The sequence below is a fragment of the Streptomyces sp. NPDC107471 genome, assembly GCF_055582845.1.
In genome coordinates this window covers 293,042-319,423 of the sequence record NZ_JBVJPC010000001.1, presented here as the reverse complement: position 1 = coordinate 319,423, position 26,382 = coordinate 293,042, and the positions used below count along the sequence as shown (strand labels likewise).

Annotated in this window: 23 protein-coding genes; 6 read left to right on the top strand and 17 right to left on the bottom strand. The window is 73.3% G+C overall.

Annotation, left to right across the window (positions count from 1 at the left end):
* Positions 1 to 49: 49 nt before the first annotated feature.
* Genes ACZ66S_RS01455 through ACZ66S_RS01445 form a run of 3 tightly spaced genes read right to left on the bottom strand, consistent with a single transcriptional unit; the run spans position 50 to position 4,340 of the window.
* Positions 50 to 1,459, bottom strand: coding sequence for a carboxyl transferase domain-containing protein (locus ACZ66S_RS01455; RefSeq protein WP_469898859.1), 1,410 nt, complete (start codon positions 1,457 to 1,459; stop codon positions 50 to 52).
* Positions 1,452 to 2,897, bottom strand: coding sequence for an acyl-CoA synthetase (locus ACZ66S_RS01450; RefSeq protein ID WP_469898858.1), 1,446 nt, complete (start codon positions 2,895 to 2,897; stop codon positions 1,452 to 1,454). The genes ACZ66S_RS01455 and ACZ66S_RS01450 overlap by 8 nt, the downstream gene beginning before the upstream one ends.
* Positions 2,898 to 2,933: 36 nt before the next feature.
* A complete protein-coding gene (locus ACZ66S_RS01445) occupies positions 2,934 to 4,340 on the bottom strand; it encodes an SLC13 family permease (protein WP_469898857.1) in 1,407 nt (468 codons plus the stop codon).
* 235 nt (positions 4,341 to 4,575) lie between these two features.
* Here ACZ66S_RS01445 and ACZ66S_RS01440 point away from each other — a divergent pair, with 235 nt between their 5' ends.
* A complete protein-coding gene (locus ACZ66S_RS01440; protein ID WP_469898856.1) occupies positions 4,576 to 5,280 on the top strand; it encodes a FadR/GntR family transcriptional regulator in 705 nt (234 codons plus the stop codon).
* 77 nt (positions 5,281 to 5,357) lie between these two features.
* Here the strand turns inward: ACZ66S_RS01440 and ACZ66S_RS01435 are convergent, their stop codons facing one another.
* On the bottom strand, positions 5,358 to 6,230 hold the full coding sequence (locus ACZ66S_RS01435; RefSeq protein WP_469899655.1) for an ATP-grasp domain-containing protein: 873 nt from the start codon (positions 6,228 to 6,230) through the stop codon (positions 5,358 to 5,360).
* Between the two features lie 139 nt (positions 6,231 to 6,369).
* On the opposite strand from ACZ66S_RS01435, the gene ACZ66S_RS01430 reads away from it, so the two are divergent.
* Positions 6,370 to 7,422, top strand: a complete 1,053-nt coding sequence (locus ACZ66S_RS01430; protein WP_469898854.1) for a MerR family transcriptional regulator — start codon at positions 6,370 to 6,372, stop codon at positions 7,420 to 7,422.
* A gap of 60 nt (positions 7,423 to 7,482) precedes the next feature.
* Here ACZ66S_RS01430 and ACZ66S_RS01425 read toward each other — a convergent pair whose 3' ends face one another.
* The 10 genes from ACZ66S_RS01425 to pgfA form a co-directional block, all read right to left on the bottom strand.
* Positions 7,483 to 8,079, bottom strand: coding sequence for a hypothetical protein (locus ACZ66S_RS01425; protein WP_469898853.1), 597 nt, complete (start codon positions 8,077 to 8,079; stop codon positions 7,483 to 7,485).
* Positions 8,080 to 8,151: 72 nt separating this feature from the next.
* Complete coding sequence (locus ACZ66S_RS01420) at positions 8,152 to 9,000, bottom strand: FkbM family methyltransferase (RefSeq protein ID WP_469898852.1); 849 nt, start codon at positions 8,998 to 9,000, stop codon at positions 8,152 to 8,154.
* Entirely contained in the window at positions 8,997 to 9,236 is a 240-nt protein-coding gene (locus ACZ66S_RS01415; RefSeq protein WP_402640223.1) for a Trm112 family protein, read from the bottom strand. Before ACZ66S_RS01415 ends, ACZ66S_RS01420 begins: the two co-directional genes overlap by 4 nt.
* Positions 9,233 to 10,138, bottom strand: coding sequence for a hypothetical protein (locus ACZ66S_RS01410; RefSeq protein ID WP_469899653.1), 906 nt, complete (start codon positions 10,136 to 10,138; stop codon positions 9,233 to 9,235). Before ACZ66S_RS01410 ends, ACZ66S_RS01415 begins: the two co-directional genes overlap by 4 nt.
* A 25-nt stretch (positions 10,139 to 10,163) precedes the next feature.
* Positions 10,164 to 10,898, bottom strand: a complete 735-nt coding sequence (locus ACZ66S_RS01405; protein ID WP_469898850.1) for a class I SAM-dependent methyltransferase — start codon at positions 10,896 to 10,898, stop codon at positions 10,164 to 10,166.
* Positions 10,895 to 12,259, bottom strand: a complete 1,365-nt coding sequence (locus tag ACZ66S_RS01400) for a condensation protein (RefSeq protein ID WP_469898849.1) — start codon at positions 12,257 to 12,259, stop codon at positions 10,895 to 10,897. Before ACZ66S_RS01400 ends, ACZ66S_RS01405 begins: the two co-directional genes overlap by 4 nt.
* Complete coding sequence (locus tag ACZ66S_RS01395) at positions 12,256 to 16,449, bottom strand: DUF3367 domain-containing protein (RefSeq protein WP_469898848.1); 4,194 nt, start codon at positions 16,447 to 16,449, stop codon at positions 12,256 to 12,258. Before ACZ66S_RS01395 ends, ACZ66S_RS01400 begins: the two co-directional genes overlap by 4 nt.
* A complete protein-coding gene (locus ACZ66S_RS01390) occupies positions 16,446 to 17,201 on the bottom strand; it encodes a class I SAM-dependent methyltransferase (RefSeq protein WP_469898847.1) in 756 nt (251 codons plus the stop codon). The genes ACZ66S_RS01395 and ACZ66S_RS01390 overlap by 4 nt, the downstream gene beginning before the upstream one ends.
* Before the next feature lie 50 nt (positions 17,202 to 17,251).
* A complete protein-coding gene (locus ACZ66S_RS01385) occupies positions 17,252 to 18,433 on the bottom strand; it encodes a glycosyltransferase family 4 protein (protein WP_469898846.1) in 1,182 nt (393 codons plus the stop codon).
* A gap of 192 nt (positions 18,434 to 18,625) precedes the next feature.
* Complete coding sequence (gene pgfA / locus ACZ66S_RS01380) at positions 18,626 to 19,615, bottom strand: cell envelope lipid trafficking protein PgfA (RefSeq protein WP_469898845.1); 990 nt, start codon at positions 19,613 to 19,615, stop codon at positions 18,626 to 18,628.
* Between the two features lie 200 nt (positions 19,616 to 19,815).
* Between pgfA and ACZ66S_RS01375 the strand changes: the two genes are divergently transcribed.
* The 4 genes from ACZ66S_RS01375 (at position 19,816) to ACZ66S_RS01360 (ending at position 23,026) form a co-directional block, all read left to right on the top strand.
* Positions 19,816 to 19,968, top strand: a complete 153-nt coding sequence (locus ACZ66S_RS01375) for a hypothetical protein (RefSeq protein ID WP_185092818.1) — start codon at positions 19,816 to 19,818, stop codon at positions 19,966 to 19,968.
* Positions 19,969 to 19,971: 3 nt separating this feature from the next.
* Entirely contained in the window at positions 19,972 to 21,234 is a 1,263-nt protein-coding gene (locus ACZ66S_RS01370) for a PucR family transcriptional regulator (RefSeq protein WP_469898844.1), read from the top strand.
* A gap of 173 nt (positions 21,235 to 21,407) precedes the next feature.
* Positions 21,408 to 22,181: an IclR family transcriptional regulator gene (locus tag ACZ66S_RS01365; RefSeq protein WP_469898843.1), complete on the top strand. Its 774-nt coding sequence runs from the start codon at positions 21,408 to 21,410 to the stop codon at positions 22,179 to 22,181.
* The gene (locus tag ACZ66S_RS01360; RefSeq protein WP_469898842.1) at positions 22,178 to 23,026 is read left to right on the top strand and encodes an SMP-30/gluconolactonase/LRE family protein; all 849 of its coding nucleotides are present in this window, start codon (positions 22,178 to 22,180) and stop codon (positions 23,024 to 23,026) included. The genes ACZ66S_RS01365 and ACZ66S_RS01360 overlap by 4 nt, the downstream gene beginning before the upstream one ends.
* Here the strand turns inward: ACZ66S_RS01360 and ACZ66S_RS01355 are convergent, their stop codons facing one another.
* From ACZ66S_RS01355 to ACZ66S_RS01345, 3 genes are read right to left on the bottom strand one after another with little or no spacing between them, the layout of a single operon-like run.
* A complete protein-coding gene (locus ACZ66S_RS01355; protein WP_469898841.1) occupies positions 23,027 to 24,430 on the bottom strand; it encodes an NAD(P)/FAD-dependent oxidoreductase in 1,404 nt (467 codons plus the stop codon).
* Positions 24,423 to 25,655, bottom strand: coding sequence for an MAB_1171c family putative transporter (locus ACZ66S_RS01350; protein WP_469898839.1), 1,233 nt, complete (start codon positions 25,653 to 25,655; stop codon positions 24,423 to 24,425). Before ACZ66S_RS01350 ends, ACZ66S_RS01355 begins: the two co-directional genes overlap by 8 nt.
* Entirely contained in the window at positions 25,652 to 26,245 is a 594-nt protein-coding gene (locus tag ACZ66S_RS01345) for a toxin-antitoxin system, toxin component family protein (protein WP_469898837.1), read from the bottom strand. The genes ACZ66S_RS01350 and ACZ66S_RS01345 overlap by 4 nt, the downstream gene beginning before the upstream one ends.
* Positions 26,246 to 26,382: the final 137 nt, after the last annotated feature.

The following is a 26,382-nucleotide window of genomic DNA, read 5'->3' as shown; positions in this document are numbered from 1 at the left end:
TGTGTTCCGGGCCCCGACCAGACTCCGGACAAGGTCGCATGAGTCCGGATCAGGGGTGCCGCGGACTGCCCCCGCCTTCAGGAGGTACGACCACCCCGAGCTCCGCCAGGTCCTGCGGCCGGATCCGCAACTGGTCCGCCGTCGCCTCCACCTCCTCCGGCGCGCGCTTCAGGATGGCCGCCGCAAGCTCCGGCGCGATCACGGAGAAGTAGCTGTCCGGGGTGGCGTACGTGCGTCCCGGCGCCGCCAGGGCCAGGGCGCCCCCGGAGCCGCCCTCGCCGATGAGCAGGGTGGTGATCGGGGTGCGCGCGGCGGCGACCGTCGTGAACAGGTCGGCGATCGCCGCCCCCGCGCCCGCACGCTCGGCCTCCGCGTCGTTGGCCGCGCCCGGGGTGTCCACCAGCGTGAGCACCGGGACGCCGAGACGGTCCGCGAGGCGGATCAGACGGGTGGCGGTGCGGTACCCGGCGGGGCGGGTCGCCGTACCGGTCTGGGCGGCGTACGCGACGGTGCGGCCGCCGTGCTCGCCGAAGCCGCACAGCATGCCAGGGTCGGTGCCGCCGCAGCGGTCGCCGGAGACGGCCGCGCGCCGGGTGAAGTAGGCGTCCAGGTAGGCCGCCGCGCGCGGCCGCTCGGGGGAACGGGCCCGACGGACCGCGTCCCACCCGGTGGCGGGCAGGTCGGGTGTGCCGAGGGGGGCCGGGACAGGGGCGGGTTCAATGGGTGGTCCAGGGAGCTCCGTGCCGTCCCCGTCACCGTCCCCCTTTCCGTCACCGGATCCGCCCGACGGCCGTGCCAGCAGCCGCAGCCACAACCCCAGCGTCCGCCGCAGCTCGTGCGGCCGTACGACCGCGTCCGCCGCGCCCGCCGCCACCTGCGCCTCCGCTGTGTACGCCGCCGGGTCCGCGTCCGGCGGGCGGACCCGGGAACCCGCGAAGCCGACCTGGGCCCCCGGCAGGGCCAGGACCACGTCGGCACCCGCGCCCAGGGTGGCCCAGCCGCCGCCCGTGGTGGGGTCGCGCAGGACCGCGATCTGGGGCAGGCCGGCCGCCCGGGTGAGGGCCGACTCCCGGGCCACCCGCTGGAGTTGGGACAGGGCGAGCATGCCCTCCTGCATACGGCTGCCGCCCGTGGCCACCAACGGGACGACCGGGAGGCGGTGTGCGCGGGCGTACCGGTACGCCGCCTCCAGCCGGTCACCGGTGCGTTCGCCCAGCGAGCCGCCGAGGAAGCCGAACTCGAAGGCGATCAGGACGGTCCGGACGCCCTCGACGTGAGCGGTGCCGCAGATGACCGACTCCCGCTCGCCGGTGCGCTCGGCGGCCCGGGCACGCGAGGCGTCGTAGCCCTGCCAGGCGAGCGGGCCGTCGGGCTTCGACCGCCGCTCGGGGTACGGGATCTCACGGAAGTCGTCGGCGAGCAGCGCGACCGTCTCGCGTGCGGACAGACGCTCAGGCATGCAGCGCCCGCTTCATGATCTTCCCCATGTCGTTGCGGGGGAGTGAGTCGATGTGGTGGACGACCCGGGGGCGCTTGTGCGGAGCCAGGCGACGGGCCACGTGGTCCGCCAACTCGTCCAGCGTCGGCGGAGATTGAGGGTCCGCCGGGACGATCCACGCGACGATCCGCTCGCCCAGGTCCGGGTCCGGCTCCCCGGTCACGGCCGCCTCCCGCACGCCCGGGTGCTCCAGCAGCGCGTTCTCGATCTCACCCGCGCCGATCTTGTAGCCCCCGCTCTTGATGAGGTCGGTGGCCTTCCGCCCGACGATCCGGACGTACCCGTCCGCGTCCCGCACCGCCATGTCCCCGGTACGGAACCAGCCGTCCGCCGTGAACGCGGCCGCCGTCGCGTCCGGCCGGTTGAGGTACTCGGTGAACAGGTTCGGCCCGCGCACCTGGATCTCGCCCACCGTCTCCCCGTCGTACGACGTGATCGGCGACCCGTCCTCCTCCACCAGCCGCAGCTCCACGCCCGGCAGGGGCACGCCCACGGTCCCGGCGCGCGGTACGCCGTCCGCGCGCACGCTGGTGTTCATGAGGGTCTCCGTCATGCCGTAGCGCTCGACCACCCGGCGTCCGGTCGCGGCCGCGATGCGCTCGTGGTCGTGCACCGGGAGCGCCGCCGAGCCGGAGACGAGGAGCCGGGCACCGGCCAGCGCCTTCACCAACTCCGGTTCTCCCGCCAGGGTTTCGGCGATGCGGTGGTACATCGTCGGGACTCCGAAGAGCATGGTCGCGCCGGCGTTCAGCTCTCGGGCCACACCCTCCGTGCTGAAGCGGCCCAGGTGCCGGACCGAGCCGCCGCGCCGGAGCGGACCGAGGACGCCCAGCACCAGGCCGTGCACGTGGAAGAGGGGCAGGCCGTGCACGAGGACGTCCCCCGATGTCCACTGCCAGGCGTCGGCGAGGGCGTCCAGCGTGGTGGCGACGGCCCGGCGGGGGATCACCGCGCCCTTCGGGGGGCCCGTGGTGCCGGAGGTGTAGACGACGAGAGCGGGGTCGTCGTCACGTGCCGGGCTCTCGGGAGCGGGGCCGGCGGTGCCGTGCACGTCGATGTCCAGGCGCTCCAAGTGGCTTACTGTCGAGGGGAGTTCGGCACCCGGCGCGGCGAGGAGCAGGCCCGGGGCGCTGTCGTTCAGGATGTGCCCGAGCTCCTTCGCGCCGGACCTCGGGTTGAGCGGCACCGCCGCGACACCGGCCTCCAGCGCCGCCACCACGGCCACCGCGGTCTCCAGCTCCGGCGTCGCCCAGACGGCCACCCGGTCGTGGTGCGCGAGCCGGGCCGCCAGGGTGCCGGTCGCGGCGGCGAGTTGGGCGTAGGTGAGCGAGCGGTCGCCGAACCGCAGGGCGGGTCGGTCCGCCGAGGCGCCCCTGAGGGCCGGGAAGAGAGAGGTCACGCTTCACAACTCCTAACCTGTTGTCGCCTGTCGGTCCTACCCGAACCCCGGCACGACCATCACCAGCCACACCACCGCGGGCACCACCGCCACCACGATGCCCCCGTAGATCATCAACTGCCGGAAGAAACGCTCGCGGTCCACGTCCGGCGCGGCGGCCAGCACCAGCGCCCCGTTCGTCGAGAACGGGCTCACGTCCACGACCGTCGCCGACACCGCCAGCGCCGCCACCATCCCGACCGCCCCGATCTCGCCCTGCGCGAGGAACGGCACGGCGAGGGGGATCAGCGCGCCCATGATCCCCACGGACGAGGCGAACGCGGAGACGATCGCACCGATGTAGCACAGCAGGACCGCGGCCAGCAGCGGGACGCCGATGCCGCCGACGCCCTCACCGGCCCACTTGATGGTGCCCATCTCGTCCAGCACGCCGACATAGGTGAGGACACCGCAGATCAGCAGGACCGTGGACCAGGCGATCTGGCCGACCGCCGTGCGGCTGTCCGCCGGCCAGGCGGCGCTCAGGAGCACCGCGAGGGTGATCGACGTGAGTCCGGCGTCCAGGTCGAAGGCGAGGACGGCCACGACCAGGGCGACGAGGGCGGTCAGGGTCGCGGTACGGGCGGGGGTGAGGCGGGTGACGGCGTCCGGGGCGTCGGGGCGGGCGGCGACGGCGGTGGCGGGGCCGGCGGCAGGGGAGGGGGCCGGGGCGGTGGTGGGGCCGGTGGCGCCCGAGGGGGCGGAGGCTGTTCCACCGTCGTCCGGTGTCCCGCCGCCGCGGGCGGGAGCGTCCCCGGCGTCGGCGCCGACGGGCTCGTCCAGCGGTACCGCCCCCTGCGCCCACAGCTTCAGGCCGCCGAACAGCACGAACATCACACCCGCGATGACGAGGTTGACGACGAGGGAGGCCAGGAAGAGGAACACCTCGTTGCCCGGGAGGTGCTCGCGCTCGACGATGCCGTTGACGATCGTCCCGTAGATGCTGATCGGCGAGAAGCCGCCGCCCTGGGCGCCGTGCACCACCATCGCGCCCATCAGCAGCGGGCTGATCCCGTACCGCGCGGCGAAACTCAGCGCGATCGGCGCGACGATCGCCACCGCGGCCGGGCTGACCGCGCCGATCGCCGTCAGTGCGCCGGTGAGCGCGAACATCACCCAGGGGATCAGGGCCACCCGCCCGCGCACGAGCCGGATGGACGCGTGGACCAGCCAGTCCGTGGTGCCGTTGGCCCGAGCGATGGCGAACAGGTACGTCACGCCGACGAGGACGACGAACAGGTCGCCGGGGAAGCCGGCGAAGATGCCGTCCGCGTCGAGGTCGGCGACCAGCTCGCCCACCGCGAAGGCGGCGGCGAAGGCGAGGGCGCCCATGTTGACGGAACGGGTGGTGGCGATGACGAACACCACGACGAGGACGAGGATCGAGATGAGTTCGGGGGACATACGGGCTCCCGTCGTTGGGCCCCGGAGCGGTCGGGTGGGGAGTGGTTCGTGGAGGAGTGCGGGTGAGGAGTGGCTGACTGGATGATTGGCTCAGCCACTTTGCCAATAGGGGATGGCTGGTCAGCGTGGTGCGGGTCGTGCGGCACGTCAAGAGCTCGCACAGAATTGGCTCAGCCACTTCGCCAATTGACCCCCTATGGGGGTGTTACTCTCCCGACGAACGAGAGGGGGACCCGTGACCGACGCCCTGCGCCCCATGACCAAGCCACGCCTCTACGAGCAGGTGCTGGACCGGCTGCGGCAGTACGTCGCCGAGGGCGGGCTCCGGGCCGGCGACCGGCTCCCTCCCGAACGCGACCTGGCCGCCCGTCTCGGGGTCAGCCGGGCCTCCGTGAAGCAGGCCATCGTCGTGCTGGAGGTCCAGGGCCTGGTCGAGGCGCGGCACGGCGGCGGCACGTATCTCGTCCGGGACAGCCTCGACGTGGAGCCCGTGGAGAAGATGGTGGAGCGCCGCCGGCGGCTGCCCGACGTCCTCGACGCCCGTGAGGCCCTGGAGACCAAGCTCGCCGAACTGGCCGCCGAGCGCCGCACCGACGAGGACCTGGTCGCGATGCGCACGGCCCTCGCCAGGATGGCCGGCGAGATCGAGGACGGCGGCCACGGCGTGGAGGGCGACAGGCTCTTCCACGCGGCGGTCACCGCGGCCGCGCACAGCAGTCTGCTCGCGGAGTTCATGCGCTCCATCGCCGACCAGATCGCCGAGAGCCGCACCGAGTCCCTGCGCCAGCCGCACCGCCCCGAACGCTCCCTCGCCCAGCACCGGGCGATCCTCGACGCGATCGCCCTCCAGCGCCCGGGGCAGGCGGCCACGGCGATGCGCCGCCATGTCCGCACGGTGGCGAAGGTACGGCTGCTGGACTGGGAGCCGGAGGAGGACTAGCGGGGAGGACTGGCCGGCGCACGGGGCCGGGGTCCCGCTGCGCCGCGTGCCCCACCGCCCCCGTGCACCGACTCGCTCTACCGCTCCGCCGCCGCCAGCACCGCCTCCACCACCCGCCCCACCGACCGCGGGTGCAGGAACAGGAAGAGGTTGGGCTCGACCAGTTCCAGTTCCATGACCCGCGGCTGCCCGTCCTCCCCGTCCACGAGGTCCACGCGCGCGTAGAGCAATTCGGGCGCGTCCGGGACGGTGGCCAGGGCACGCTCGGCGACGGCGTGTTCGGCCGGGGTCGGGGTCCAGGGCTCCAGGCCCGGGTGGGCGGTCTTCTGCGCGTCGAAGGCCGTACCGGGAGCGAGCACCGCCCGCTTGCGGCTGGCGTGCAGCAGCCGCCCCCCGAAGAACTGCAGTGCCCGCTCACCGCCCGCGTCGATGCCCCGCATGTACGGCTGCACCATCGCGGTCAGCCCCTCGGCGTGCATGCGCCGCAGATGCCGTACGGCGGTCTCGTGCTGCTCGGGCGTGTACCGCGCGGCGTACCGCGCACCGGCCCCGGAGGTGGGCTTGACGACGTACTCGTGGTCGTCGGGCAGGTCCGCCGGGTCGCCGGGGGCGAGATAGCGGGTCGGGACGACCGGGACCCCCGCCTGCGCGAGCTCCCCGAGGTACCGCTTGTCGGTGTTCCAGCGCACGACCTCCGCCGGATTGGCGAGCCGGGTCAGCTTGGCGCAGCGCTCCGCCCACGCGACGAACTCGGCGGCCCGCCAACTGTAGTCCCAGGTGGAGCGGATGACGGCCAGGTCGTAGCCGGCCCAGTCGACGTCGGCGTCGTCCCAGGCCACGGCCCGCGCGTCGGCCCCGGCCTCGCGCAGGGCGGCCGTCAGCACGGGCAGGTCGGCGTCCTTGCTCGGCTCGGGCCGGGGGTCGTAGGTGACCAGGGCGACTCGGGGCACGGCGGGTTCCTTTCCCATACAACTCGACTCCCGTACGGCTCGACCGGAAGGCTAACCACGGCGGACGCAACCGCGGCAACCGCTTTACCTTCCCCCTCGGTGAAGCCTCACCATCGGGGCGAGGAACGGAGGAGGCCGTATGGAGTGGCTGACGATCGGGGCCTTCGCGCGGGCGTGCCGTCTGTCGCCGAAGGCGCTGCGGCTCTACGACGAGCTGGAGCTGCTGCGTTCGGCGCGCGTCGACGCGGCCACGGGCTACCGCTACTACACCCCGGACCAGCTCGAACGGGCCCGGCTGGTGGCCTGGCTGCGGCGGCTGGGCATGCCGCTGGCCCGCATCCGCACGGTCTGCGCGCTCCCGCCCGCCGCTGCCGCCGGGGAGATCCGGGCGTACTGGGCGCGGGTGGAGGCGGAGACGGCCGTACGGCGGGACCTCGCCGCGTTCCTCGTCGACGAGCTGACGGCAGCACCGAGGAAGGAGACCCCCGTGCTCGAACTGCGCTACTGCGCCCACTCGGACCCCGGTCTGGTCCGCCCCGCCAACCAGGACACGGCGTACGCGGGGGCCCGCCTCCTCGCGGTCGCCGACGGGTACGGTCCTGCGGGCGGCCCGGCCAGCAACGCGGCCGTGGCGGCGCTGCGGTTCCTGGACCGCGCCGAACTCCCGGCCGGGAACGTCCTCAACCTGCTGGAGGACGCCGTGCACGGGGCGAGCGAGGCGGTGCGGGGCGTGGCCGCGGGCGCCGACGAGAACGGCACCACCCTGACCGCCCTGCTGTGGACCGGCTCCCGGCTCGCCCTCGTCCACGTCGGCGACTCGCGCGCCTACCTCCTGCGCGGCGGCGAGCTGTTCCGCATCACCCACGACCACACGGTGGTCCAGTCGCTGGTCGACGAGGGTCGGCTGACCGCGGAGGAGGCGGTCAGCCACCCCCAGCGGGCCCTGCTCCTCAAGGCCCTCACGACCGGCGCCCCGGACCTGGGACTGCATGACGCACAGCCCGGCGACCGCTATCTGCTGTGCTCGGACGGTCTCTGCGCCGTCGTCCCCGACCCGGCCGTCCGCGACCTGCTCAGCACGGCGGCCACCCCCGACACGGCCGTGCACGCCCTGGTCGACGCGGCGAACTGCGCGGGCGGCCCGGACAACGTCAGTTGCGTGGTGGCGGACGTGGTGGAGCCGACGGCCTGACGGTCGGTGGGGACGCGGCGCCGGTCCACCGCGGCGACCCGAGGGGCCCGCGGGACGCGGTCAGCGGATCGTGAGGCGTTGCAGCAGTCCCCAGGTGAACTCGGCGACCACCTCTCGTCGTGCGCCCTCCTCGTCCGGGGCCGTGAAGGCCAGGCCCCAGCGGGTCGGGGCGGTGCCCTCCAGGGGGCGGGCCGGGGGGAAGGCGCGGGCCGCCTCGTCGACCGTGCACGACCAGGGGGTGAGGTCGGCGAGGGTGCGCAGGGCGGGGCCCCGGGCACCCGGCGCGCGGATCAGCCACTCGTTCCAGACGGCGCCGGTCGGGGAGAGGAGGACCTCGAAACGGAGGTCGGGCCAGAGCGGGACGGGCCAGAGCCAGGCCTCGCACTCCAGGTCGCCCACCGTGCGGGTCAGGACGGTCTCCGGGGCGCCGAGGACCGAGCGGTACCGGGAGGCGGCGGCACGGGCCCGCGGGGAGCGGACCATCGCCTGCCAGCGCCTGTTGGCCTCCCGCATCTCGGCGATGGACACGCCCAGGGTGTGCCGGGCGTCCTCCACCGGGCCGGGGTTGTGGTCGGCCATGCGGCGCAGCAGGACCAGTTGGAAGTCATGGACGGTGAAGGGACTGGCCGGGGGCTTTCCGGAGGGCATGCTCCCCATCGTCGCGCACGGCCGCTCCCCAGGGTGCTCCGCCTCCGGGCGCTTCAGCCGGTGGCGAGGGGAAGACCGTGCTCACCCCTCCGGGCCTCCGCGCGCTCTTCCCCTCGCCACCGACGCGCCCTCCGGCTCCGCACGGGCGACACCGGGCCGGCGGCCGTCGGGGAGGAAGAGCACCGAGTTGACGTACCGGGGGCGGCGCAGGAGGGGCAGGACCCGGCGGAGCAGGCCCTGGTCGACGACGTACGAGGCCGTCTCCTGGTGGGCCTCCAGGGGGAAGCCGGACAGCGGCACCCAGGTGGTGCGGGGCAGCACCCAGCCGTCGTAGCCGAGCAGGGCGAGATAGGTGACGACCGGCGCGATCGGCTGGATCCGGGACTCCAGTTCCACGAAGAGCGCGGGCCGGTCGCGTGCGAGGACGCCGGTGGCCCCGCGCAGCACCGCCAGCTCGCTCCCGTCCACGTCGATCTTGATGAAGCCGACGTCCTTCAGGCCGAGTTCGTCCAGCGTGACGCAGCGGACGTCCACCGCCCGGCCGTGGATGTCCCGCCGGACCAGGGAGGACACCCCGCGGTCGCCCTCGTCGCCGGGCGGCAGCCACAGCCGGGCGGTGCCCGGGCGGTCCGCGGCGGCGGCCTGGACGACCCGCACGTTCGGCGGGGCCGCCGAGGTCAGCAGCCGGGCCAGATGGGGGACCGGCTCGACGGTCACCACCTGCCGGGCCCGTCCGGCCAGCCGGCGCGTCCACGGCCCGTACCAGCCGCCCACGTCCACCGCCGTGCGGCAGTCCGCCGGGCACAGCTCGGCCAGCCGTGCCAGCTCCGGCTCGAAGCGCGGGTACACCGCCCGGGCGGCCGCCGCGACGAGACGGGTGGGCAGGTGGGGGGCCACCCTCGCCGCCCAGGTGCGGGCCGGCCCGGTCACGGGGTCGTCCCGGGGGTCTGGGGGGAACCCCCGGTACACCGGCGCAGGAGGTCCTCGTGCTGGTCGTCGGTCACCTGCTCGCCCGAGGCCGGCAGCAACTGCGGGATGCCGTCGACTATCGGGTAGCGGCGGTGCAGCCGGGGGTTGTAGAGGGCCTCGTCCGGCGGTACGAGGTGCAGGGGCCCCTTGTCGAGCGGGCACGCCAGGATCTGCAGCAGCGGGTCGTCGGGGTTCATGGTGGCGTCAACTCCTTGGTACCGATGGGGGGTTGTGGCGCCTGATCGTGCTTGGGCATGCTCAGCAGGACGGCGACGGCGAGCACCGTGCCCGCGAGGCGCAGCGCGAGCCGCACCGGGTCGTGGGGCAGCGACTCGCCGAACGAGAGCGTGCCGAGCACCGCGGTGTACAGACAGGTCACCGTCGTGCACACCGGCACGATCAGCGACGCCCGGCAGCGCTGCAGCGCCGCCTGCGACATCACCAGGCCGAACGCCCCGGTGAACAACAGGAGATACGGATAAGGGGACCGCAACAGCTCAACCACCGCGCTGCCGAGCCCACTTGACGTCAGAGAGCTCGACACGCCCTTGATCGCGAGCGAGCTGACCCCGTACAGCAGGCCGACCGCCACGCCGTACTCGACGCCCGTCGTCGGCAGGCGGTGCCGGTGTCTGGTGCGCCGCTCGGCGGACCCGTACAGCCACACGCCCGCCGCCAGCGACGGCACGCACACCAGCAGGATGAGCTGGTAGGGAGCGTCCTGGCTGACCCGGTCCGAGCCCTGCTTCAGGGACAGCACGACCATGAGGAGCGCGGCGAGGATGGCGCCCAGGGCGAACCGTTCCCGCCCGGTCGTCTCCTCGCCCAGCAGCCGCGCCGACAGCAGCACCAGCAGCACCAGACCGGAGACGAAGATGCCCTGCGCGGCCGCGATCGGCAGCGTTCGGTAGACCGCGAGCTGTGCCCCGAACCCGGCCGCCAGGGACAGCGAGCCACCGATCCAGAGCGGGCTCCTGATCACCAGCGACAACAGCCGGGCGGGTTGCCGGATCGACACCTCGGGCAGGTCGGTGAGCGCCCGTTTCTCCAGCACGAACCCGACGCTGTAGAGGGTGTTCGCCAACAGGGCCGCCGCCACTCCCCACCACATGGTCCACGCCCCCTCAGGGCTTGCGCGCGTGCAGCAGCAGGATCGACGCGAGCGACGGTCTGGCACACGCCAGCCGGTCCAGTGCGCGCAGCGGACGCGGCACCCCGTGGAAGGGCGCCCCCGCCAGCCGTACGACCTCGAAGCCGGACGCCGCGACGAACTCCCGCAGCGCACGCGCCGTGTACAGCCGCAGATGCCCCACGACCTCCCGCCCCGGCCGTCCGTGGACGGCCCGCAGGCTCACCTCCGAGAACACCGGCTGGACACCGGCCAGCAGCAGTCCGCGGTTGTACCAGGCGGCCAGGTTCGGGGTGGACAGCATGAGATGGCCTCCGGGGCGCAGGACGCGGCGGATCTCGTCCAGCGCCGAGTCCGGGTCGACCAGGTGCTCGACGACCTCGCTGAACAGCACGGCGTCCACGGAGGCGTCCCCGAACGGCAGCCCGGAGTCGGTCAGTTCACCGCGGACGGCGTACGGCAGCCGGGCGCGGGCGCGCTTGAGGGCGTCCTGGGACCAGTCGACGCCGACGATCCGGTGGCCGGTGAGGAGCGGGGCGGCGGTGGCGGCCGCGGTGCCGTCGCCGCAGCCGATGTCCAGGACGGTGCGCGGGGCCGTGCCGGCGGTGCCGAGGGCGGCGGCGAGCATACGGGCCTGGCGCAGGGAACGCGGGGTGCCGGAGGCGACCGGGACGGCCGGGTCCTCGTAGAAGTCCCTGAGGCCGCGGCGCGGGGGCGCGGTGGTGTTCACGGGGCCACCTCCGTGGTGTGCAGGTAGTGCTCGAACAGGTCCCGCAGATGCGCGCCGTCGCCGTGCCCGAGCAGGGACCGCGACCAGCGCAGGGCGAGATGCAGCCGGCCCGCGGTCGAGGCGGTCGTGACGGTGAGCCCGCGGGGCATCCGGGCGGGCGCCGAGAACCACACGGCGTGCGGGCGGCCGGCCTCCTCGCCGAAGTCCAGCGGGTACGGGATGCGGCCGATGTTGCTGAGGAGGGTGGTGGAGGTCCAGGGGGCGGCGGCCCTTCGGAGACCTCTGGTGAGTGCCGCGCGCCAGGTCACCGGGGTGACGGGGGCGGTGAGGAGTCCCGCGCCGTGGCCGAGTTGGGGGCGGCTGAGGGATTTGAGGGCGCGGGTTCGTCGGGCGGTGCGGCGCAGGAGGTCGGGCATGTCTTGCGCCGCGTGCGTCAACTCGTCCGGGACGAAGGGGACTTCCACCAGCCGGGTGCCGTTTCCTATGGGCATGGTCATGTCCCTGGGGCGGTCGTCCACGGGCATCGTGATGCGCAGGGGGCGGGGGGTCTCGCCGTGTTCTCTGTTCCAGTGGGCGATGGTCAGGGCGGTGGTGACCATGAGCTGGTCGTTGACCGTGTAGGGGGAGCCCTTGGGGCGGTGGGGGAGGGGGAGTTCGGTGACGAGGAGCCCGTTGCCGGGGGTGTGCTCGGGTGCGCCCTTCGCCACGCGGGCCGGGCGGGTCCAGTTGGAGGGTGTCTCCGGGATCTGTGGGGGGTCCGGTGCGCGGGTGGGAGCCGGGGTGGGGGAGTTGTCCTTGCCGCCGTAGATCTCGGCTGCCGTGGCGAGGATGCGGAGGCAGGCGGGGCCGTCCAGGGCGGTGTGATTGACGGTGAGGAAGAGGACGGTGGGTTTCTGGCTGCCGGCCGGTGGGGGCTTGTCGCGCAGTGCCCCGCGCCCCTGAGGATGTGGGTGCAGGCCGACCATGTCCGATGCCTCGCTTGCTTCCGCTTGGCCTGCTTCCTCCACCACCTCCAGTCGGATCGGTGGGGACAGTGCGAGTGGGGGTGCCTCTGTCAGGGCCCTTGTCCTCGCGTCCCGCAACGCGTTTCTCCCCGGCGTCGGGAAGGTCACCACCTCCACATCCGGTTCCGCCGTCAGCTCCCACTCGTAGCGGCGGCGCAACCAACCCCCCTGGGCCTCCCGCATCAGGATCCGGGGGTGACGGTGGAGGGCCTCCAGGAACGCCTTCCGCAGCCGGGACCGGTCCAGGCGTCCCGGCAGGTGCACCTCGATGTGGACCGTCTCCGGCTCCTCCTCCTGGAGGCAGTGGCGGGAGACCTCGTCCACGACCGGGAACGGGATCCGCGCGGGAGGCGTCATGCCGGGTCGCCCCTTCCCTTCTCCACCTGGACCGGCGGCAGTTGCCGGGTCGGTGCCTCGGAGTCCGGGGGCGCCTCCCGTTCACCCACACTCACCAGCGCCGCGAACAGCCCCATCAGCGCCAGCAGTTGGGCCGCGTGCCCGAAGGCACCCTCCGACGCGCCCACCGGCTCGCCCGCGCCCACCGCCGCCGCGATGCCCGCCCCGGCCAGGGCCACGAAGGCGATCGGCACCAGGAGCCCGTGCCGTCGGGACGCGAGCAGCGCCAGCGCCGGGACCAGCAGCGCGAACCACCCGGCGATCACCACGCCCACCAGCGTGAGCGCCACCGCCCCGAGCCACACCCCCGGCGCCGGAGGCACCGGCTGCGGCTCGTCGGGGTTCGGGGAGTGCCTGCGCCACAGCACCAGGCCCACCAGCACCAGCAGGGCGACCCCGCTGCCGATCAGCGCCCCGTCGTACGTCGTCGCCGGCTCGTACGACAGTTTCACGGTGCCGCCCGCCCCCGCGGGGACCCGCCAGCCCTGCTGCCAGCCGTCGAGCCGCAGCGGGGTGAGGGTCTCGCCGTTCAGGGTGGCTTTCCAGCCGTCGTTGTAGTTCTCGTACGTCGTCAGGTACGAGGCGGCGCCCGAGCCGACGGTCGCCTCGCGCCGGTCGCCCAGCCAGTCCCGTACCTTCAAATCGCGTGTCAGGGCAGTTGGTTCGGCGATCGTGCCGCGGGTCAGGGTGACGTCGGTCAGGGCGAGCGGTCCGGCGTCCCCGCCCTCGACGACATGCTCGCCGGCGCCGAGGGACAGCTCGGCGTCGGAGCGGCCCGACTGGCAGAGCGTCACCGTCAGCGCCCGCCGCTCGGTCAGGTCGCGGATCCGGCCCGACACGCCCGTCTGGTACAGCTTCCCGTCGATCGCCGTCACCGGGCCCTTGCCGCACGGCAGGGAGAACGTCCGGTCGGCCTTGGGCTGCGGGGTCCGGTACTGGTCGAGGGCCGGGATGTACGCCTCCGTGAGTCCCACGGGGAGCTGGAGGTCCTCGTCGGCGACCGGGTTGTGCAGGACCAGCGGGGCCGTCTTGGTGATCGTGATGTCGAGGCGGTCGGTCGTGATGGCGGGGAAGCGCACCGCGCCGTTCTCGTCGACCCCGGCGACCGTCGCGCCGTCGGGGGAGGTGATGTCGACCTCGGTGGGGCGGGTGGACAGGCCGCCCGCGGCCGCCAGCACCACCTCGGACACGGGCTGCTTGCCGGCCCACCTCAGATGGACGGTGGGGCGGTCGCCCGCGATCCACGCCGTCGTGAGGTCGCCGTCGGTGAGGTTGCGGGCCGACAGTCCGGTGCCGAGGTGGGCCGTGGAGTCTGCGGTCGCGGTGATGCGGTTGCGCTGGTCGGGGGCGACCTCGTACAGCAGCCTGTCGAGCTCCTCACCGGACACGGGCACCGCGTTCGCCTTCACCGCGTACGTGCCCGGGGCCGCCGTGGTGAAGCGGCGGTGCAGGCCGGCCTCCGTGCCGGTCGGGGAGATCCCGGCCGGGTCCGGGACCCGGTGCAGGGAGACGACCTCGGCGTCGGAGTCCGCGCGGTCGGCGTCGGTCGGCAGCCGCAGCAGCCGGGTCACCTGCACGTGCGGCAGGTAGATCTCGGAGAACCCGGCACCGGCGAGCCCGGTCCGCCGCGCGACCGAGTCGACGATGGTGAGCTTCATCCAACTCGTCGCCCCGGAAGGCGCCTTGACGCTCTGCGTCGAGCCGTCGGGCCGCAGGAAGCTGGTCCGGGACCCCCGCTCCGTCTCCACCCGCACCTTGGTGGCCGCCGACCGCACGCTCTCCTGCGGCAACGGCGTGACCTTGAACGACGAGGGCATGTCGTACCCGGGATCGGACAGGCCGATGCGCAGCCACTGCCCGTCGGGTGAGCCCGCGACGCCCTCCGCCCAGGCGGTGTCCGGGTTGCCGTCGAAGGCGTTGACGGGGTCGAACTGCGGCAGGTGGAACAGCCAGTTGCCGTACGAGGAGGCCGTCACCGAGCGGGCGCCGCGCAGTTCCGCGACCGTCTGGTGCGCCTGGCCGGTCGTCGGCAGGATCTGGTGCGGCTTCTCCCCGGCGTCCTGTGCGGCCCCGGAGGCGTTCAGCTCGTCCTCGGTGTACGTGTACGACGTGTTGGCGTTGACGAGCCCGAAGCGGGTGTCCGCGCGGCGCAGTCCGTCGCCGACGACCTGGAGCGGCGGGGTGCCGAGCCCGGGGTGGTTGTCACCGGTCAACACCGAGGCCCGGCCGCGCAGTTCGGTCGCGAGCGGCAGCAGGGACTCGGGGCCGCCGGACACCTGGGCGGTGTCGGCGACCGGCATCAGTCCCGCCTGTCCGGGCCGCGGTACGTCCTCGCTCGCCGGCCGGTAGATCTCCACCGCCCGCTGCCTCGGGTACAGCCCCTCGATCTGGAGCGGGGTGTCGTGCGCGATCCGCCCGCCCGTCATGAGCGGCCCGAGGCCGGTCACCCGCTCGTAGCCGGACTGCTCCAGGGCCCGTTTGACCACCGAGGACGACACCGCGCCGATCTGGTCGGGGTCGAGGTCGTTGCGGACGACGACGTAGTACACCCCGGCCCGGCTCAAGTAGTCGGCGAGGCCCGGTATGTCGCCGCCGGTCAGCAGCGCCTGCTCGACCGCGTCCATGGCCCGCCGGTTGCCCGGGGTCCCGAAGGGGACGTAGTCGCGCTGTGCCCAGCGGGACTCGGCGAGGACGTCGAGGGGCTGGTCGATGGGGGAGCCCCAGGTGTAGATGCCGTGCGCGGTCGCGGGGACGACGAGGGCGCGCGAGTCGGGGGAGTACTTCTCCAGCCAGTCGGCCGTGCTGTGCCAGTACTTCGGCAGCTCCTGGAAGGAACCGGGGTTCAGGATCGAGCCGTTGAGGTACGGCCACAGCAGTCCGGGAAGGACGAGGACCGCCGCGACGAGCGGGGCGTACCGGCGGCCCCTGACCGCTCTCGCCCCGCGCGGCTCGGCGGCCACGCCGACCACATGGGCGAGACCCAGCACGAGGGCGAGCGCCAGGCCGGGCTGGAACTTGTAGATGTTGCGGAACGGCGCGAGACCGCCGTCCAGCCAGTCCTGCACCGGCCCGTGGAAGGGGGCGCCGAACGCGCCGCCGTACCCGGCGAGCAGCACCAGGACGGCCGTCAGCGCGGTCAGCACCAGCCACCGGCGCTCCGGCAGGTCCCGTCGCGCCAGTCCGGCGAGGCCGAGCCCGGCCGCGAACGCCGAGCCGAGGATCACGATCACCGAGGTGGCCACGGTCCAGCCGGCCGGCAGCCACGCCTCCCCCAGGTGCAGATAGGCGACCCAGTTGCCGGCGCCGCGCAGGGCCTCCGTCGCCGACATCGTCTCCGTGGTGGTGCGCGCGCTCTCGACGTACGGCAGGAAGTTCTCGCCGTAGAAGCCGAGCAGCAGCAGCGGGATCACCCACCAGGCCGTCGCCAGGACCACGCCGGGCACCCACCAGGCGATCAGTTGGCGCTGCCGTGGCCCGGGCGGCCGGGACAGGAGGTACAGCCCGACCGGGAGCAGACAGGCCAGGGTGGAGGCCGCGTTGACCCCGCCCATGAACGGGACGACCAGCGCCGAGCGCAGGGCGGCGATCCGGGCGCCGTACCGCTCGTTCGTCAGGGGCAGCAGCACCCACGGCAGGAAGGCGCCGGGCAGCGCGGCCGCGGAGGTCGAGCCGACGACGACGGTGAAGGTCGGCCACAGGGCGTAGGCGACGGCGGCGAGCAGCCGGGACGCCCCCGTGCCGACACGCAGCCGTTCGGCCAGCCGCAGCGCCCCCCAGAAGGCCACCGACACGACCACCGACAGCCACAGCCGCTCCACCAGCCACACCGGCAACTGGAGGGCGTGGCCCAGCCAGTAGAACGGCAGCATCGGCCAGAGATAGCCGACGTACTGGTCCTGGATGCCGCCGAAGGAGCCCTGGTCGTGCCAGAGCTGCCCGAGGTCGGCGAGGAACCGCCCCGGGTCCGTGGTGACGCCCAGCTTGGTGTCGAAGGTCTGCCGGCCCGGGTGCACCGCCAGGAACAGCACGAAGACCACGGCCCAGAACCCCAGCAGCCAGCTCCGCGACCGCGGGCCCTCCGGGGGGCCGGACATGATCGCGGTGGTGGGGACGGCTGCCGGTGGAGGGGCCTGGACCGTGGACGTCGTCATGGTGGACACCGCCGGAGGATGAGGAGGAGGTTCCAGGTGGCGACCTCGCGGATGCCGGGAGCCCGTACGACGGTCTCCGCGAGGAAGGGCCAGTAGCGGGAGCGCGCCGAGACGACCGTGACGTCGTCCCGGGCACGCACCTGCCGCAGGGTCGGGCCGATGTGCACGGCGAACAGGTTCTCGCCGAGGGTGTGTTTGGCGGCCCTTCCGGTACGGCGCCGGTAGCGGGCGCGGGCCCGCTCGGCACCCAGGTAGTGCCAGGGCGCCCACTCGTGACCGCCCCACGGGGACAGCCAGTTGGTGAACGACACGTAGATCAGCCCGCCAGGCCGGGTCACCCGGACGAGCTCGCTGAGGAAGGTCTCCGGATCGGCCACGTGCTCAAGGACGTTGGAGGAGAAGGTCACGTCGGCGGCCGCGTCCCGCAGCGGGAGCAGATAGCCGTCGGCGATCACGGTGGCGTCGGGCGGTTTCTCCCCCAGCTCGGCGGGATCGGGCTCGAAGAGGAAGGCGTGGGCGCCCCGTCTGCGGAACTCCTCGGTGAAGTACCCGCTGCCGCCGCCGACGTCCACGACCGTGCGGCCGGCGACCGGGCCGTCGTAGGCCTCGACCTGGTCCACGGCGTCGCGGGCGAGCAGCGCGTAGCAGGCGCCGGGATCATCCTGCTCGTGCCGAAAGGCGTGAAGGAGAGCGAGAGAACGTCGAAACGAGGGGTCCTTCAACTCGTAGGGGCGCGGGGCGGTGTTGAACATGCGGCTACCGCCGCGCAGGCGCGACCAGCCACGACGACGCCGCACCCGACTCACGGCCCCCAGCTCCTCACCGCCTCCGAAGCAACCGCACGGAACTGTCTGACAGTCCGGTGCCAACGGAATTGCGCCGCCCGATCCCGAGCAGCCTTGCCCATCAGCTCCCGCCGATGCGAGGACAGAGCCAAGGCGCACCAGGCGGCGGCGAACGAGGACTCGCCGCGCGCGAGCACCCCGGTCTCCCCGTCCACGACGGAGTCCCGCAGCCCGGGCACGTCGAAGGCGATCGTCGGCGTCTCGCGGGTCGCGGCCTCGGTGACGACCAGCCCCCACCCCTCCACGGCGGAGGGATGGAGCAGCAGCCACGCCTCGCACAGCAGCCGGTGCTTCTCCGCCTCGGAGACATGGCCGGTGAACTCCACACCCGGACCGGCGAGTTGCTCCAGCCGGGCGCGTTCGGGGCCGTCGCCGACGATCACCAGCCGGCCGCCGGTGACCGGCCGTACCCGCTCCCACAGTCTCAGCAGCAGATCGATCCGCTTGTACTCGACGAGCCGGCCCACGGCCACGAAGAGCGGTTCCGGTGAGCGGCGCACCAGCGGCTCCGGCTCCTCGACGCCGTTGTGCACGACCCGGATGCGGTCCCGCTCGACGCCGATCGCGCGCAGGGCCTGGGCCGTAGACGGGGACACGGCGACCAGCAGACTCCGCCGGCGGGCCGCCGCACCGGCCAGCGCCCAGTGTTCGAGTCTTCGGCCGATCCGCGCGGCCGGGGCCAGGGGCCCGCCGAACCGCATCCTCCACAGGTCGGTGTGCACATGGTTGACCAGGCACAGGGTGGGGCCGTGGTGCCACAGGGGCGCGAGGTACGGCATGCCGTTGCAGACCTCGACCAGCAGGTCGGTCTCGCCGACCTGGCGGGCGAAGGCCGTACGGGCGCGCAGATAGTGCCCGAACTCGCCGCCCGCCGAGACGACCCGGTAGTCCCGGTAGGCGGCCGGGCCGCCGCACAGGAGGGTCACCTGATGGCCGAGCCGGGTCAGTCCGTCGGCGAGCCGGTCGACGAGGAGCTCGGAGCCGCCGGCGGCCGGGTTGTCGAGGTCACGATGGGCGAGAAAAACGATTCGGCGCGGGGGTGGGGGGAGCGCCGAGGAGTGGTGCGGGCCGTGCGATGAGGGTTGCCACTGCGACGCCTGGGGAGACGTGCGCAGCGGATGGGGCACGTGCTGGGGCATGGGTGCTCCAACTCGTCTCAGGGTGCGGAACTCAACGATCTCTTCCGGCTGGTTGTGGGGGGACTGAGCGCTTCCTGGGAGGGGGGTGTGGACGGGCTGTGCTCGGGTGGGGTGGCACAGTTTTCGCCCACCCGTACGCCGTGGCTACTCACGCACGTGACAATTTCCGGGCTTGTTAGAGCTGACGTCCAGTCACATCGTGAGAACGGGCTGGGGCGTATCGCTCATATCGGTGGACTCGGGGCGCCTGCGTCCCCGTACCACCAAAACGCCCCCCACGGCAGCCAGCACGAATCCAGCCACAGCCGCCCCGATCGGCAAGGTCTCGCCCACCGCTCGCAGTTGGCCGCTGTCCCGCTCGGCCAGCCGCACCGCTTCCTTCTGGGTCGCGGTGGTGAACGCGATCCTGCGGCTGTCGAGCAGCACGACGGCGTCCTTCTTCGCGCCGGGGGCCCGCAGGGTGCGCTTCGGGCCCACCTGTGCGTAGACGACCCGGCCGGTGCGCTGGTCGACGACCAGCTCGATGCCGTGGTTGGAGTACCACTCCTCGGCCAGCACCTGCGGCCGGCCGGGTTCGCCTACGATCGTGCCCGGCACGAGCCGCGTCCCGGTCCTCGCCGGGGCGACCGTGCCGGTGAACCGGTAACCCGTGTACCCCTGAACCTTCTTCGTACCCTGATAACGCAACGTCACCGTCGAACCCAGGGAGTTGTCCCACCACTGGTAGGAGCGTCGCTGCACGTCAAAGGGGAATTTCAGGTACGCCTCGCCCTCGATGTACGGCTTCTCGCCGCAGCAGTGCACCGGCTTGGTGGTCCTGCGGTCCATGACCCAGCGGTGCGGTACGAACTCCAGGGCGTCGTGCGGGTCGGAGGCCGGCAGCGACTTGTCGGTGTCGACGCTGGTGGTCACGTCCCACACCGCGGCCCGGCCGCTGCGCTCACTGTCCTCGACGTCGCCGCGCACTCGCTGGGTGACGGTGATCCGCTGTCCGGGGACCGTCTCCAGCTCCTCGGTGTCGAAGACGCTGCCCGTCCCGCGGTAGACGGCGGTCTGGTCGATGTCGATCGGGTTCACGGCGGCGCGTGGTTGCACGTACCACGCGAGCAGCGGCGCCAGTACCAGCAGAAACGTGCCGAGTCCCAGCAGAATCAGGGAGATTGGAGAGGCTGTACGGCGCATCCGGACACTCCTGGGGCGTGAGATGACGGAGTTCGGGCCGCTCTATGGGCCGGAGACCGTAGGCGGGTTGGCACCGGGTGTCAATGTCTTGACGGATTGTCACTGCGCTGTCGACACTGGGTCGACAGGCAGGGTGGGTACCGGGCTTGGATGCTGGGTGGGACGCCGGATCGAGCCGCTCGAGAGAGGCTGCCCCTGCGATGTCCAGACTGCTCGCCGCCGCACTGACCGTCGTGGCCGCCGCATTGCTCGCCCTCGGTGCCGCCCTCGGCATCGTCGCGCTCCTCGAGGCGACGCCCGAGCAGCCCAACACACCCCTGATCACCTACGAGCAGACGGACCAGGGGAGTTGACCCGTGTCCGCCCGACCGGCAGCCCTGAACGCCCGCTCGGCCTGGCATGACGTCCCCCGCCTCCAGGTCCGCCGGTTCGCCGCCATCGCCATGTCCGAGGCGCCGGCCCTCGCGGAGGAGATCCTGCGCGAGATCCGCCGCGAGTACCCGCACCTGCCGGTCGTCCTGGACGAGTCCGGCGAACCCATGGCCCTGGTCGGCATCCGCCGCGCGATCGAGGTCTTCGTCCAGCACCTGGAGACGGCGGAGGGCCGCCCGACGGTCCCCCCGGGGGTCTTCCAGGAGTTCGGCCGCGGCGAGGGACTCAACGGCCGCAGCCTGGACTCCCTCCAGGCGATCTACCGGATGGGCGTACGGCTGGCCTGGCGCCGGTTCGCCGACATCGGCCAGCGCGTCGAGATCCCGCCGCCGGCGATGTACGAACTGGTGGACGCGGGCTACGAGTACCTCGACGGCCTGGTCGACCAGTCGGTCCGCGGTTACGCGGAAGCGGCGGCCCGGCAGGCCGGAGAGCGCCTGCGCCTCCAGCGCCGCCTGATGGAGTTACTCCTCGCCGAACGCCACCGGGGCGATCCGGCGGACGCGCTGACGGAACGCGCGGCCCGCATCGGCTGGCCCCTCCCGCAGAAGGTGGCGGTCGGCGTCCTGCTCCGCCCGGCCCGCGAGGCGGTGCCGCCCGCGGTGGGCCAGAGCGTCCTGCTCGACATGGACTACGAACAGCCCCGCATGGTCGTCCCGGAACCGGACGCGGCGGGCCGCCCCGAACTCCTGCACCGCGCCCTGACCGGCTGGGCCGGCGCCATCGGCCCCCCGGTCCCGCTCACCGACGCGGCGAAATCCCTCCGCTGGGCCGAGGCCGCCGTACGCCTCATGGAACGCGATCTGCTCCCCACCGGGGACGTGCTCTACTGCACCGAACACACCGAGGCCCTGGTCCTGCTCCAGCCGGAGGAACTGATCGACGACCTGGCCCGGCGCTGCCTGGCCCCCCTGCGCCACTGCGGCCCCACCCACGGCCGCCGCCTCGCGGAGACCCTGCTCGCCTGGCTGGAGACCAGGGGCGGCGCCCCCGAAGTGGCGGCCCGCCTCGGCGTCCACCCCCAGACCGTCCGCTACCGCCTCCGCCAGATCCGCGAACTGTGGGGCGACGAGATAGACGACCCGGACCGCCGCTTCGAACTGGAACTGGTACTGCGGGCTCGGCGGTTGCGGGGGGAGCTGGGGGACCGGCCACGCAATGTGACGTGTCGCACACGTGCACAGTAGTGGTGGGGGCGGGGCGGCGGGTCCCAACTGGGGAAATACGGCGGAAAGGGAGTTCGGGGGGCGTCTGCCCATTGCCCGGGGAAACCGCCTGTCGCTAGCCTGTGTTCGTCATGCCGATCGTCTGTTGAAATTTCGAACGCAGACGCCTTAGACGCAAAGGGAGGGGGCCGGTTGTGGGACGCCTCGTACCTGCCGTGACCCGGGCTCTCGACATTCTCGAGCTCTTCCTCGACGGGGACGGGACGCTCTCCGCCCCCGACATCGTGCGCAGGCTGCAGTTGCCGCGCACCACCGTGCACGAGCTGGTGACCACTCTGGCCGCCCGGTCGTACATCGTCCAGGTCCCGGGCCAGCCGGGACGCTACCGGCTCGGGGTACGGCCCTACCAGCTCGGCAGCCGGTACGCCGAGCAGCTCGACCTCGCCGCCGAGGGACAGCAGGTGGCCCGGTCCGTCGCCGAGACCTGTGACGAGACCGTGCACGTGGCGATCCTGGAGGGCACCGACGTCATCTACATCGCCAAGGTCGACTCGACGCACGCCGTGCGGATGGTGTCGGCCGCCGGTCGTCGCCTGCCCGCGCACTGCACCTCCGTCGGCAAGATGCTCCTCGCCTCCCTTCCCGAGCCGCAGCTCGCCTCCCGTATCCCGGAGGACGGCACGCTCGTGGCCATGACGCCCAACAGCATCACCGACCCGGCCGCCCTGCGCGAGGCCCTCGACGAGATCCGGCAGCGCGGCGTCGCTGTCGAGAACCGCGAGTCCAACCCGGACGTCTCCTGCGTCGCCGCCCCGGTCCGCGACCGCACCGGGCAGGTCGTCGCCGCGCTCTCCATCTCCGTGCCGATGATCCGCTGGAGCGACGACCGCCTCGGCGAGCTGGAGCAGCTCGCCGCCAAGGGCGCCGCCGAGCTGTCCGAGCGCCTCGGTCACCGGAGCGTGGCATGACCCGGTGCACGACGTACGACGTCGCCGTACGCGCCCTGGCCACCCTCGGCGAGGGACCCACCTGGGACGGCGAACGGCTCCTGTGGATCGACATCCTCGGCGCCCGGCTGCACAGCTACGACCCGGTCTCCGGGCAGCGCACGGTCCGCGTCCTCGACCAGCACATCGGTGCCGTCAAACCGCGCGCCGGCGGCGGACTCGTCCTCAACCTGCGGGACGGCGTGGCCCTGCTGGACCCCGACGGCACCTTCCGCTGGCTGCACCACGAGCCCGTCCCCGGCCGCCGCGCCAACGACGCCGCCGTGGCCCCCGACGGCTCCCTGTGGGCCGGCACCATGCGCTACGACGAGGCCCCGGGCGGCGGCACCCTGTCCCGGGTCACCGGTGACGGCACGCACCGCACCGTCCTCGACGACGTGGCCGTGAGCAACGGCACCGGCTGGAGCCCCGACGGCCGGCTCATGTACTACATCGACTCGCCGACCCGCCGCGTCGACGTCTTCGACCACGAGAACGGTCGGATCTCCGGTCGCCGGACCCTCGTCGCCGTCGAGGACGGCGCCGGGTTCCCCGACGGGCTCACCGTCGACGCCGACGGCTGCGTCTGGGTCGCGCTGTGGGACGGCGGAGCGGTCCGCCGGTACACACCCGACGGCGAGCTGGACCGGGTGATCACCCTCCCGACCCCGCGCGTCACCGCGTGCGCCTTCGGCGGCCCGGACCTGACCGACCTGTACGTCACGACGGCCCGCGTGGGGCTCACGGACCCGCATCCGGTGGCGGGGTCGCTGCTGGTGGTGCCGGGGGCGGGGAAGGGCGTACGACAGCAGCCGTTCGCGGGCTGACTACTGAAGCCCCGCCCGCTTCAGCTCCAGGGCGGTCAGCGGCGGCGCGGCCAACGGTGGCTTCAACGGCCCGGCCAGCGCCGCCAGCAGGACCGACGGCCCCAGCAGCACCTCCGCCCGCCGCTCCAGCGATGTCACGTCCGTCACCCGGCGGGCGATGCGTCCGTTCCCCGTGGCCGTGCGCATGAGCCGGGACACGTAGGCGGCCACGAGCCGGTCCCGCCGGGTCGGCCCCTCCCGCGTCGCCCCCGGGTAGAAGACGTCCTGTCCACCGGCGAGATCCCAGGCCGCCCCGACGGGCCGCGCGACCGCCTTCTGGACACGGCGGGACAGACCGGGCGAGCCGAAGCCGTGACGCTCGGTCAACTCCCGCAGCAGCAGGGCGCTCTGCGCTCCCACGGCCAGTCCGTGTCCGTAGAGCGGGTTGTACGCCGCGACCGCGTCGCCGAGGACCGCGAAATGCTCAGGCCAGGCCCGCATCCGCTCGTAGAAGTGCCGGCGGTTGACGGTCGTACGGGTGACGGCGACGTCGGACAGCGGCTCGGCGCGGGCGATCAGGTCGCCGATGAGCGGGTGCCGCAGTCGCTCGCGGGCGAACGGCAGGAAGGCGTCCGCGGCGGAACCCGGTTCGCCGCCGCGGGTGCCACTGAGGGTGACGATCCAGCGGCCGTCCTCGATGGGCAGCAGGAAGCCCGCCCGGCCGGGGCCGCCGTCCTGCGGGTCGGACTGCACGTTGACCACCGGGAAGCCGTCGCGGGCCTGCTCGGGCGCGAGGTAGAGCCGGCTGGCGTACACGAGGCCGGGGTCTATCTCCCGCTGCTCCGGCGCCGGCAGCCCGAGCCCGGCGAGCCAGCGGGGCGCCCCCGAACCCCGGCCGGTGGCATCCACGACCAGGCCGGCCGCCACGGTCCGCTCCCGGCCGTCCCGTTCCCGCACCCGGACCCCGGTGACCGCCCGCGCGTCGCCCACCAGTCCCCGTACCTCCGTGCCCGCGAGCAGCTCGATCCGGTCGTCGGCGAGGACCCGGGCCCGGACCGTGGCGTCCAGCAGGTCGCGGCTCGCCAGGATCACATGGTGCGACTCGGGCCAGCGCCGGAACCAGCCGTGCGACGAGAGGACGACCATGTCCGTGGTGACCGGGGCCCGGCGCGCCCCGGCCTCCAGAAGCGCCCGGGTGACGCCCGGCAGCAGGTGCTCCATCGCCCGGACCCCGCCCGACCAGAGCATGTGGGCGTGCCGGGCCTGCGGGAGCCCCTTGCGGGGTGCGGCCGCCACGGGCAGCTCGTCACGCTCCACGACGACGACCCGGTCGGCGAGGCCGGCCAGGGCCCGGGCCGCGAGCATGCCGGTGTGGGATCCCCCGAGGACGACAGCGACTCTGGCGGGGGAGGGACGTTCAGTCATGCGTGGAGAGGCTCTCTGTCGGGACGGTCGCGCGGACACGGACCGCCGAGATCTCGTCGGGGCGGCCCAGGGCTTCGGACACGGCCTGGATCTCCTGGAGCAGGTAAGTGGTGTCGGCCTCGCACCGGCCGTCGCCGTCCGGAGCCCGCCCGCGGGTCTCGACGGCGTCCACGATCGTCACCGCGGCGGCCAGTTCCTGTGCCCGGCCGCGCTCGTGGCCGAGGGCCAGGGCGGCGTCGTAGGCCCGGCGGCGCAGGTCCTCGTCCAGGAAGCGGGACAGGTACAGCAGCGCGTCGCGGATGTAGGTCTCACGGCGGATCAGGCGCATCTCGGCGGTGGCCCGCAGCGCGAGCGGCTCGCGGCCGCCGGCGACGGTCCGCAGCAGCCGGGCGAGCGGCTTCAGGTTCCGGTAGCGACGGCGCACCAGCCAGCGGTCCTGCAGGTACTGCCCGGCGTGCGGGACGATGAAGCCGATCGCGACGAAGGTGGCGGCGATACAGGCGGCCGACGGCGCGATGTTGGTGTTCAGCCAGTCCAGGTCGTGGCCGGTCCAGCGGGCGACCACGGCGGTGAGCTTGGCCGCGCCGAAGAGCAGGTTGGTCGCGTAGCCGATGCCCAGGAACCGCAGGCCCCAGCGGAGCCAGCCGTCGAGGCCGTCGGTCCGGATCCAGTTCCACACGAGCCGGGTCGTGATCGAGCAGGCCACGGCGTGCGCGAGGAGGTAGAGCAGGATCTCCTCGCGCATGAACGGCGTACTCGCGTAGTAGGTGTCCAGGTCCCGGATCTGCTCCACGGGCACGTCGGCGAGCGCGAACAGCACCCACAGCGCGACGACCACGCCCGCGTAGACCGAGACCACCCAGCGGGTGGCGCGCCGCGTCTGCTCCCGGCGGTCGGTGTGGCCGTTGCGCCAGTGCACGACCAGCAGCAGCCAGGACGCGGACAGGGCGGTGAGCAGGGAGTACACCCAGGGTGCCGCGATGTTGGGCACGCCGGTGACGCGGTTGGTCCAGGCGATGGTGCCGGGAGCCGCGAAGACGAACACCGCGCAGGCGAACAGCAGCAGGCCGCCCACGGCCCGCAGCAACGGGTCCCGCCACAGCTTGAGGATGCTGGGCAGTTTGATCACCAGGGCCGCGGTCAGGACCAGGGCGGGCAGCCAGAAGGAGATGTACAGCCCGGTGAGGAACCCACCGGCGCCTTCGGCCAGGGGAACGCGTGTCACAGTGCCCTGCCTCCGGACCGGCGGTAGCCGAGGGACCGCTGGACGGGGTCGGGAGCGGTGCCGCTTCCTCCGCTCGCGTAGGGCCGGAACGCCGCCGCCAACCGATGCCCGAAGTCGTCCGCCTCCGCCTCGTCCGCCTCCCGGGAGCCGTTGCGGGCGGCCACGGTCAGGGCGACCGAGTCCCAGCCGGGCCGGCCGGCGAGCGCGTTCGCCGCGGCCGCGTGGTGGTGGGCGTGGCCCGCGTGCAGGTGCCACAGCTCATGGCCCAGGATGACCAACTGCTGCATCTCCTCGGCGCGTTCCTCGACGATGACGAGGTCGAAGTCCTCGAACTCCACCCACAGCCCGGTGACCGCGATCTCGTCGGGGAACCGTTCGAAACGCAGGTCGAGGGGCCGGCCGCCGCGGCGCGCGCTCATCTCCCGGCACAGTACGCGGCACAGCTCGGGCACGTCGGCCGGGGCCCGCGGGGCGGCCCGGACCGCGGCGCTGAGGCCGGAGACCAGGTCGCGCATGGCCGGGGTCGCACGGGTGCGCCGCAGCGCCGAGGCGATCCGGGCCGCACTCCTGCGCGCGCCCGCGATGTCCATCCCACCCCCTGAACTCTCCCGTCGCCGTAGGACGGGCCGTTCGAGCCTACGCGCCCTGAACTGTCCCCGTCACGCGATCCGGCGCCCGGTCCTCGTCCGCTGTTCGACCGGTGGACCGGGGCAACGATTTTCCTGCG

Bases quoted from the DNA above. Each gene is read 5' to 3' on its own strand.
- ACZ66S_RS01355 (WP_469898841.1), bottom strand. From the start codon at position 24,430: ATGACTGAACGTCCCTCCCCCGCCAGAGTCGCTGTCGTCCTCGGGGGA.
- ACZ66S_RS01430 (WP_469898854.1), top strand. From the start codon at position 6,370: ATGGAGTGGCTGACGATCGGGGCCTTCGCGCGGGCGTGCCGTCTGTCG.
- ACZ66S_RS01390 (WP_469898847.1), bottom strand. From the start codon at position 17,201: ATGTTCAACACCGCCCCGCGCCCCTACGAGTTGAAGGACCCCTCGTTT.
- ACZ66S_RS01360 (WP_469898842.1), top strand. From the start codon at position 22,178: ATGACCCGGTGCACGACGTACGACGTCGCCGTACGCGCCCTGGCCACC.
- ACZ66S_RS01415 (WP_402640223.1), bottom strand. From the start codon at position 9,236: ATGAACCCCGACGACCCGCTGCTGCAGATCCTGGCGTGCCCGCTCGAC.
- ACZ66S_RS01445 (WP_469898857.1), bottom strand. From the start codon at position 4,340: ATGTCCCCCGAACTCATCTCGATCCTCGTCCTCGTCGTGGTGTTCGTC.
- ACZ66S_RS01345 (WP_469898837.1), bottom strand. From the start codon at position 26,245: ATGGACATCGCGGGCGCGCGCAGGAGTGCGGCCCGGATCGCCTCGGCG.
- ACZ66S_RS01375 (WP_185092818.1), top strand. From the start codon at position 19,816: ATGTCCAGACTGCTCGCCGCCGCACTGACCGTCGTGGCCGCCGCATTG.
- ACZ66S_RS01400 (WP_469898849.1), bottom strand. From the start codon at position 12,259: ATGACGCCTCCCGCGCGGATCCCGTTCCCGGTCGTGGACGAGGTCTCC.
- pgfA (WP_469898845.1), bottom strand. From the start codon at position 19,615: ATGCGCCGTACAGCCTCTCCAATCTCCCTGATTCTGCTGGGACTCGGC.
- ACZ66S_RS01385 (WP_469898846.1), bottom strand. From the start codon at position 18,433: ATGCCCCAGCACGTGCCCCATCCGCTGCGCACGTCTCCCCAGGCGTCG.
- ACZ66S_RS01425 (WP_469898853.1), bottom strand. From the start codon at position 8,079: ATGGGGAGCATGCCCTCCGGAAAGCCCCCGGCCAGTCCCTTCACCGTC.
- ACZ66S_RS01455 (WP_469898859.1), bottom strand. From the start codon at position 1,459: ATGCCTGAGCGTCTGTCCGCACGCGAGACGGTCGCGCTGCTCGCCGAC.
- ACZ66S_RS01395 (WP_469898848.1), bottom strand. From the start codon at position 16,449: ATGACGACGTCCACGGTCCAGGCCCCTCCACCGGCAGCCGTCCCCACC.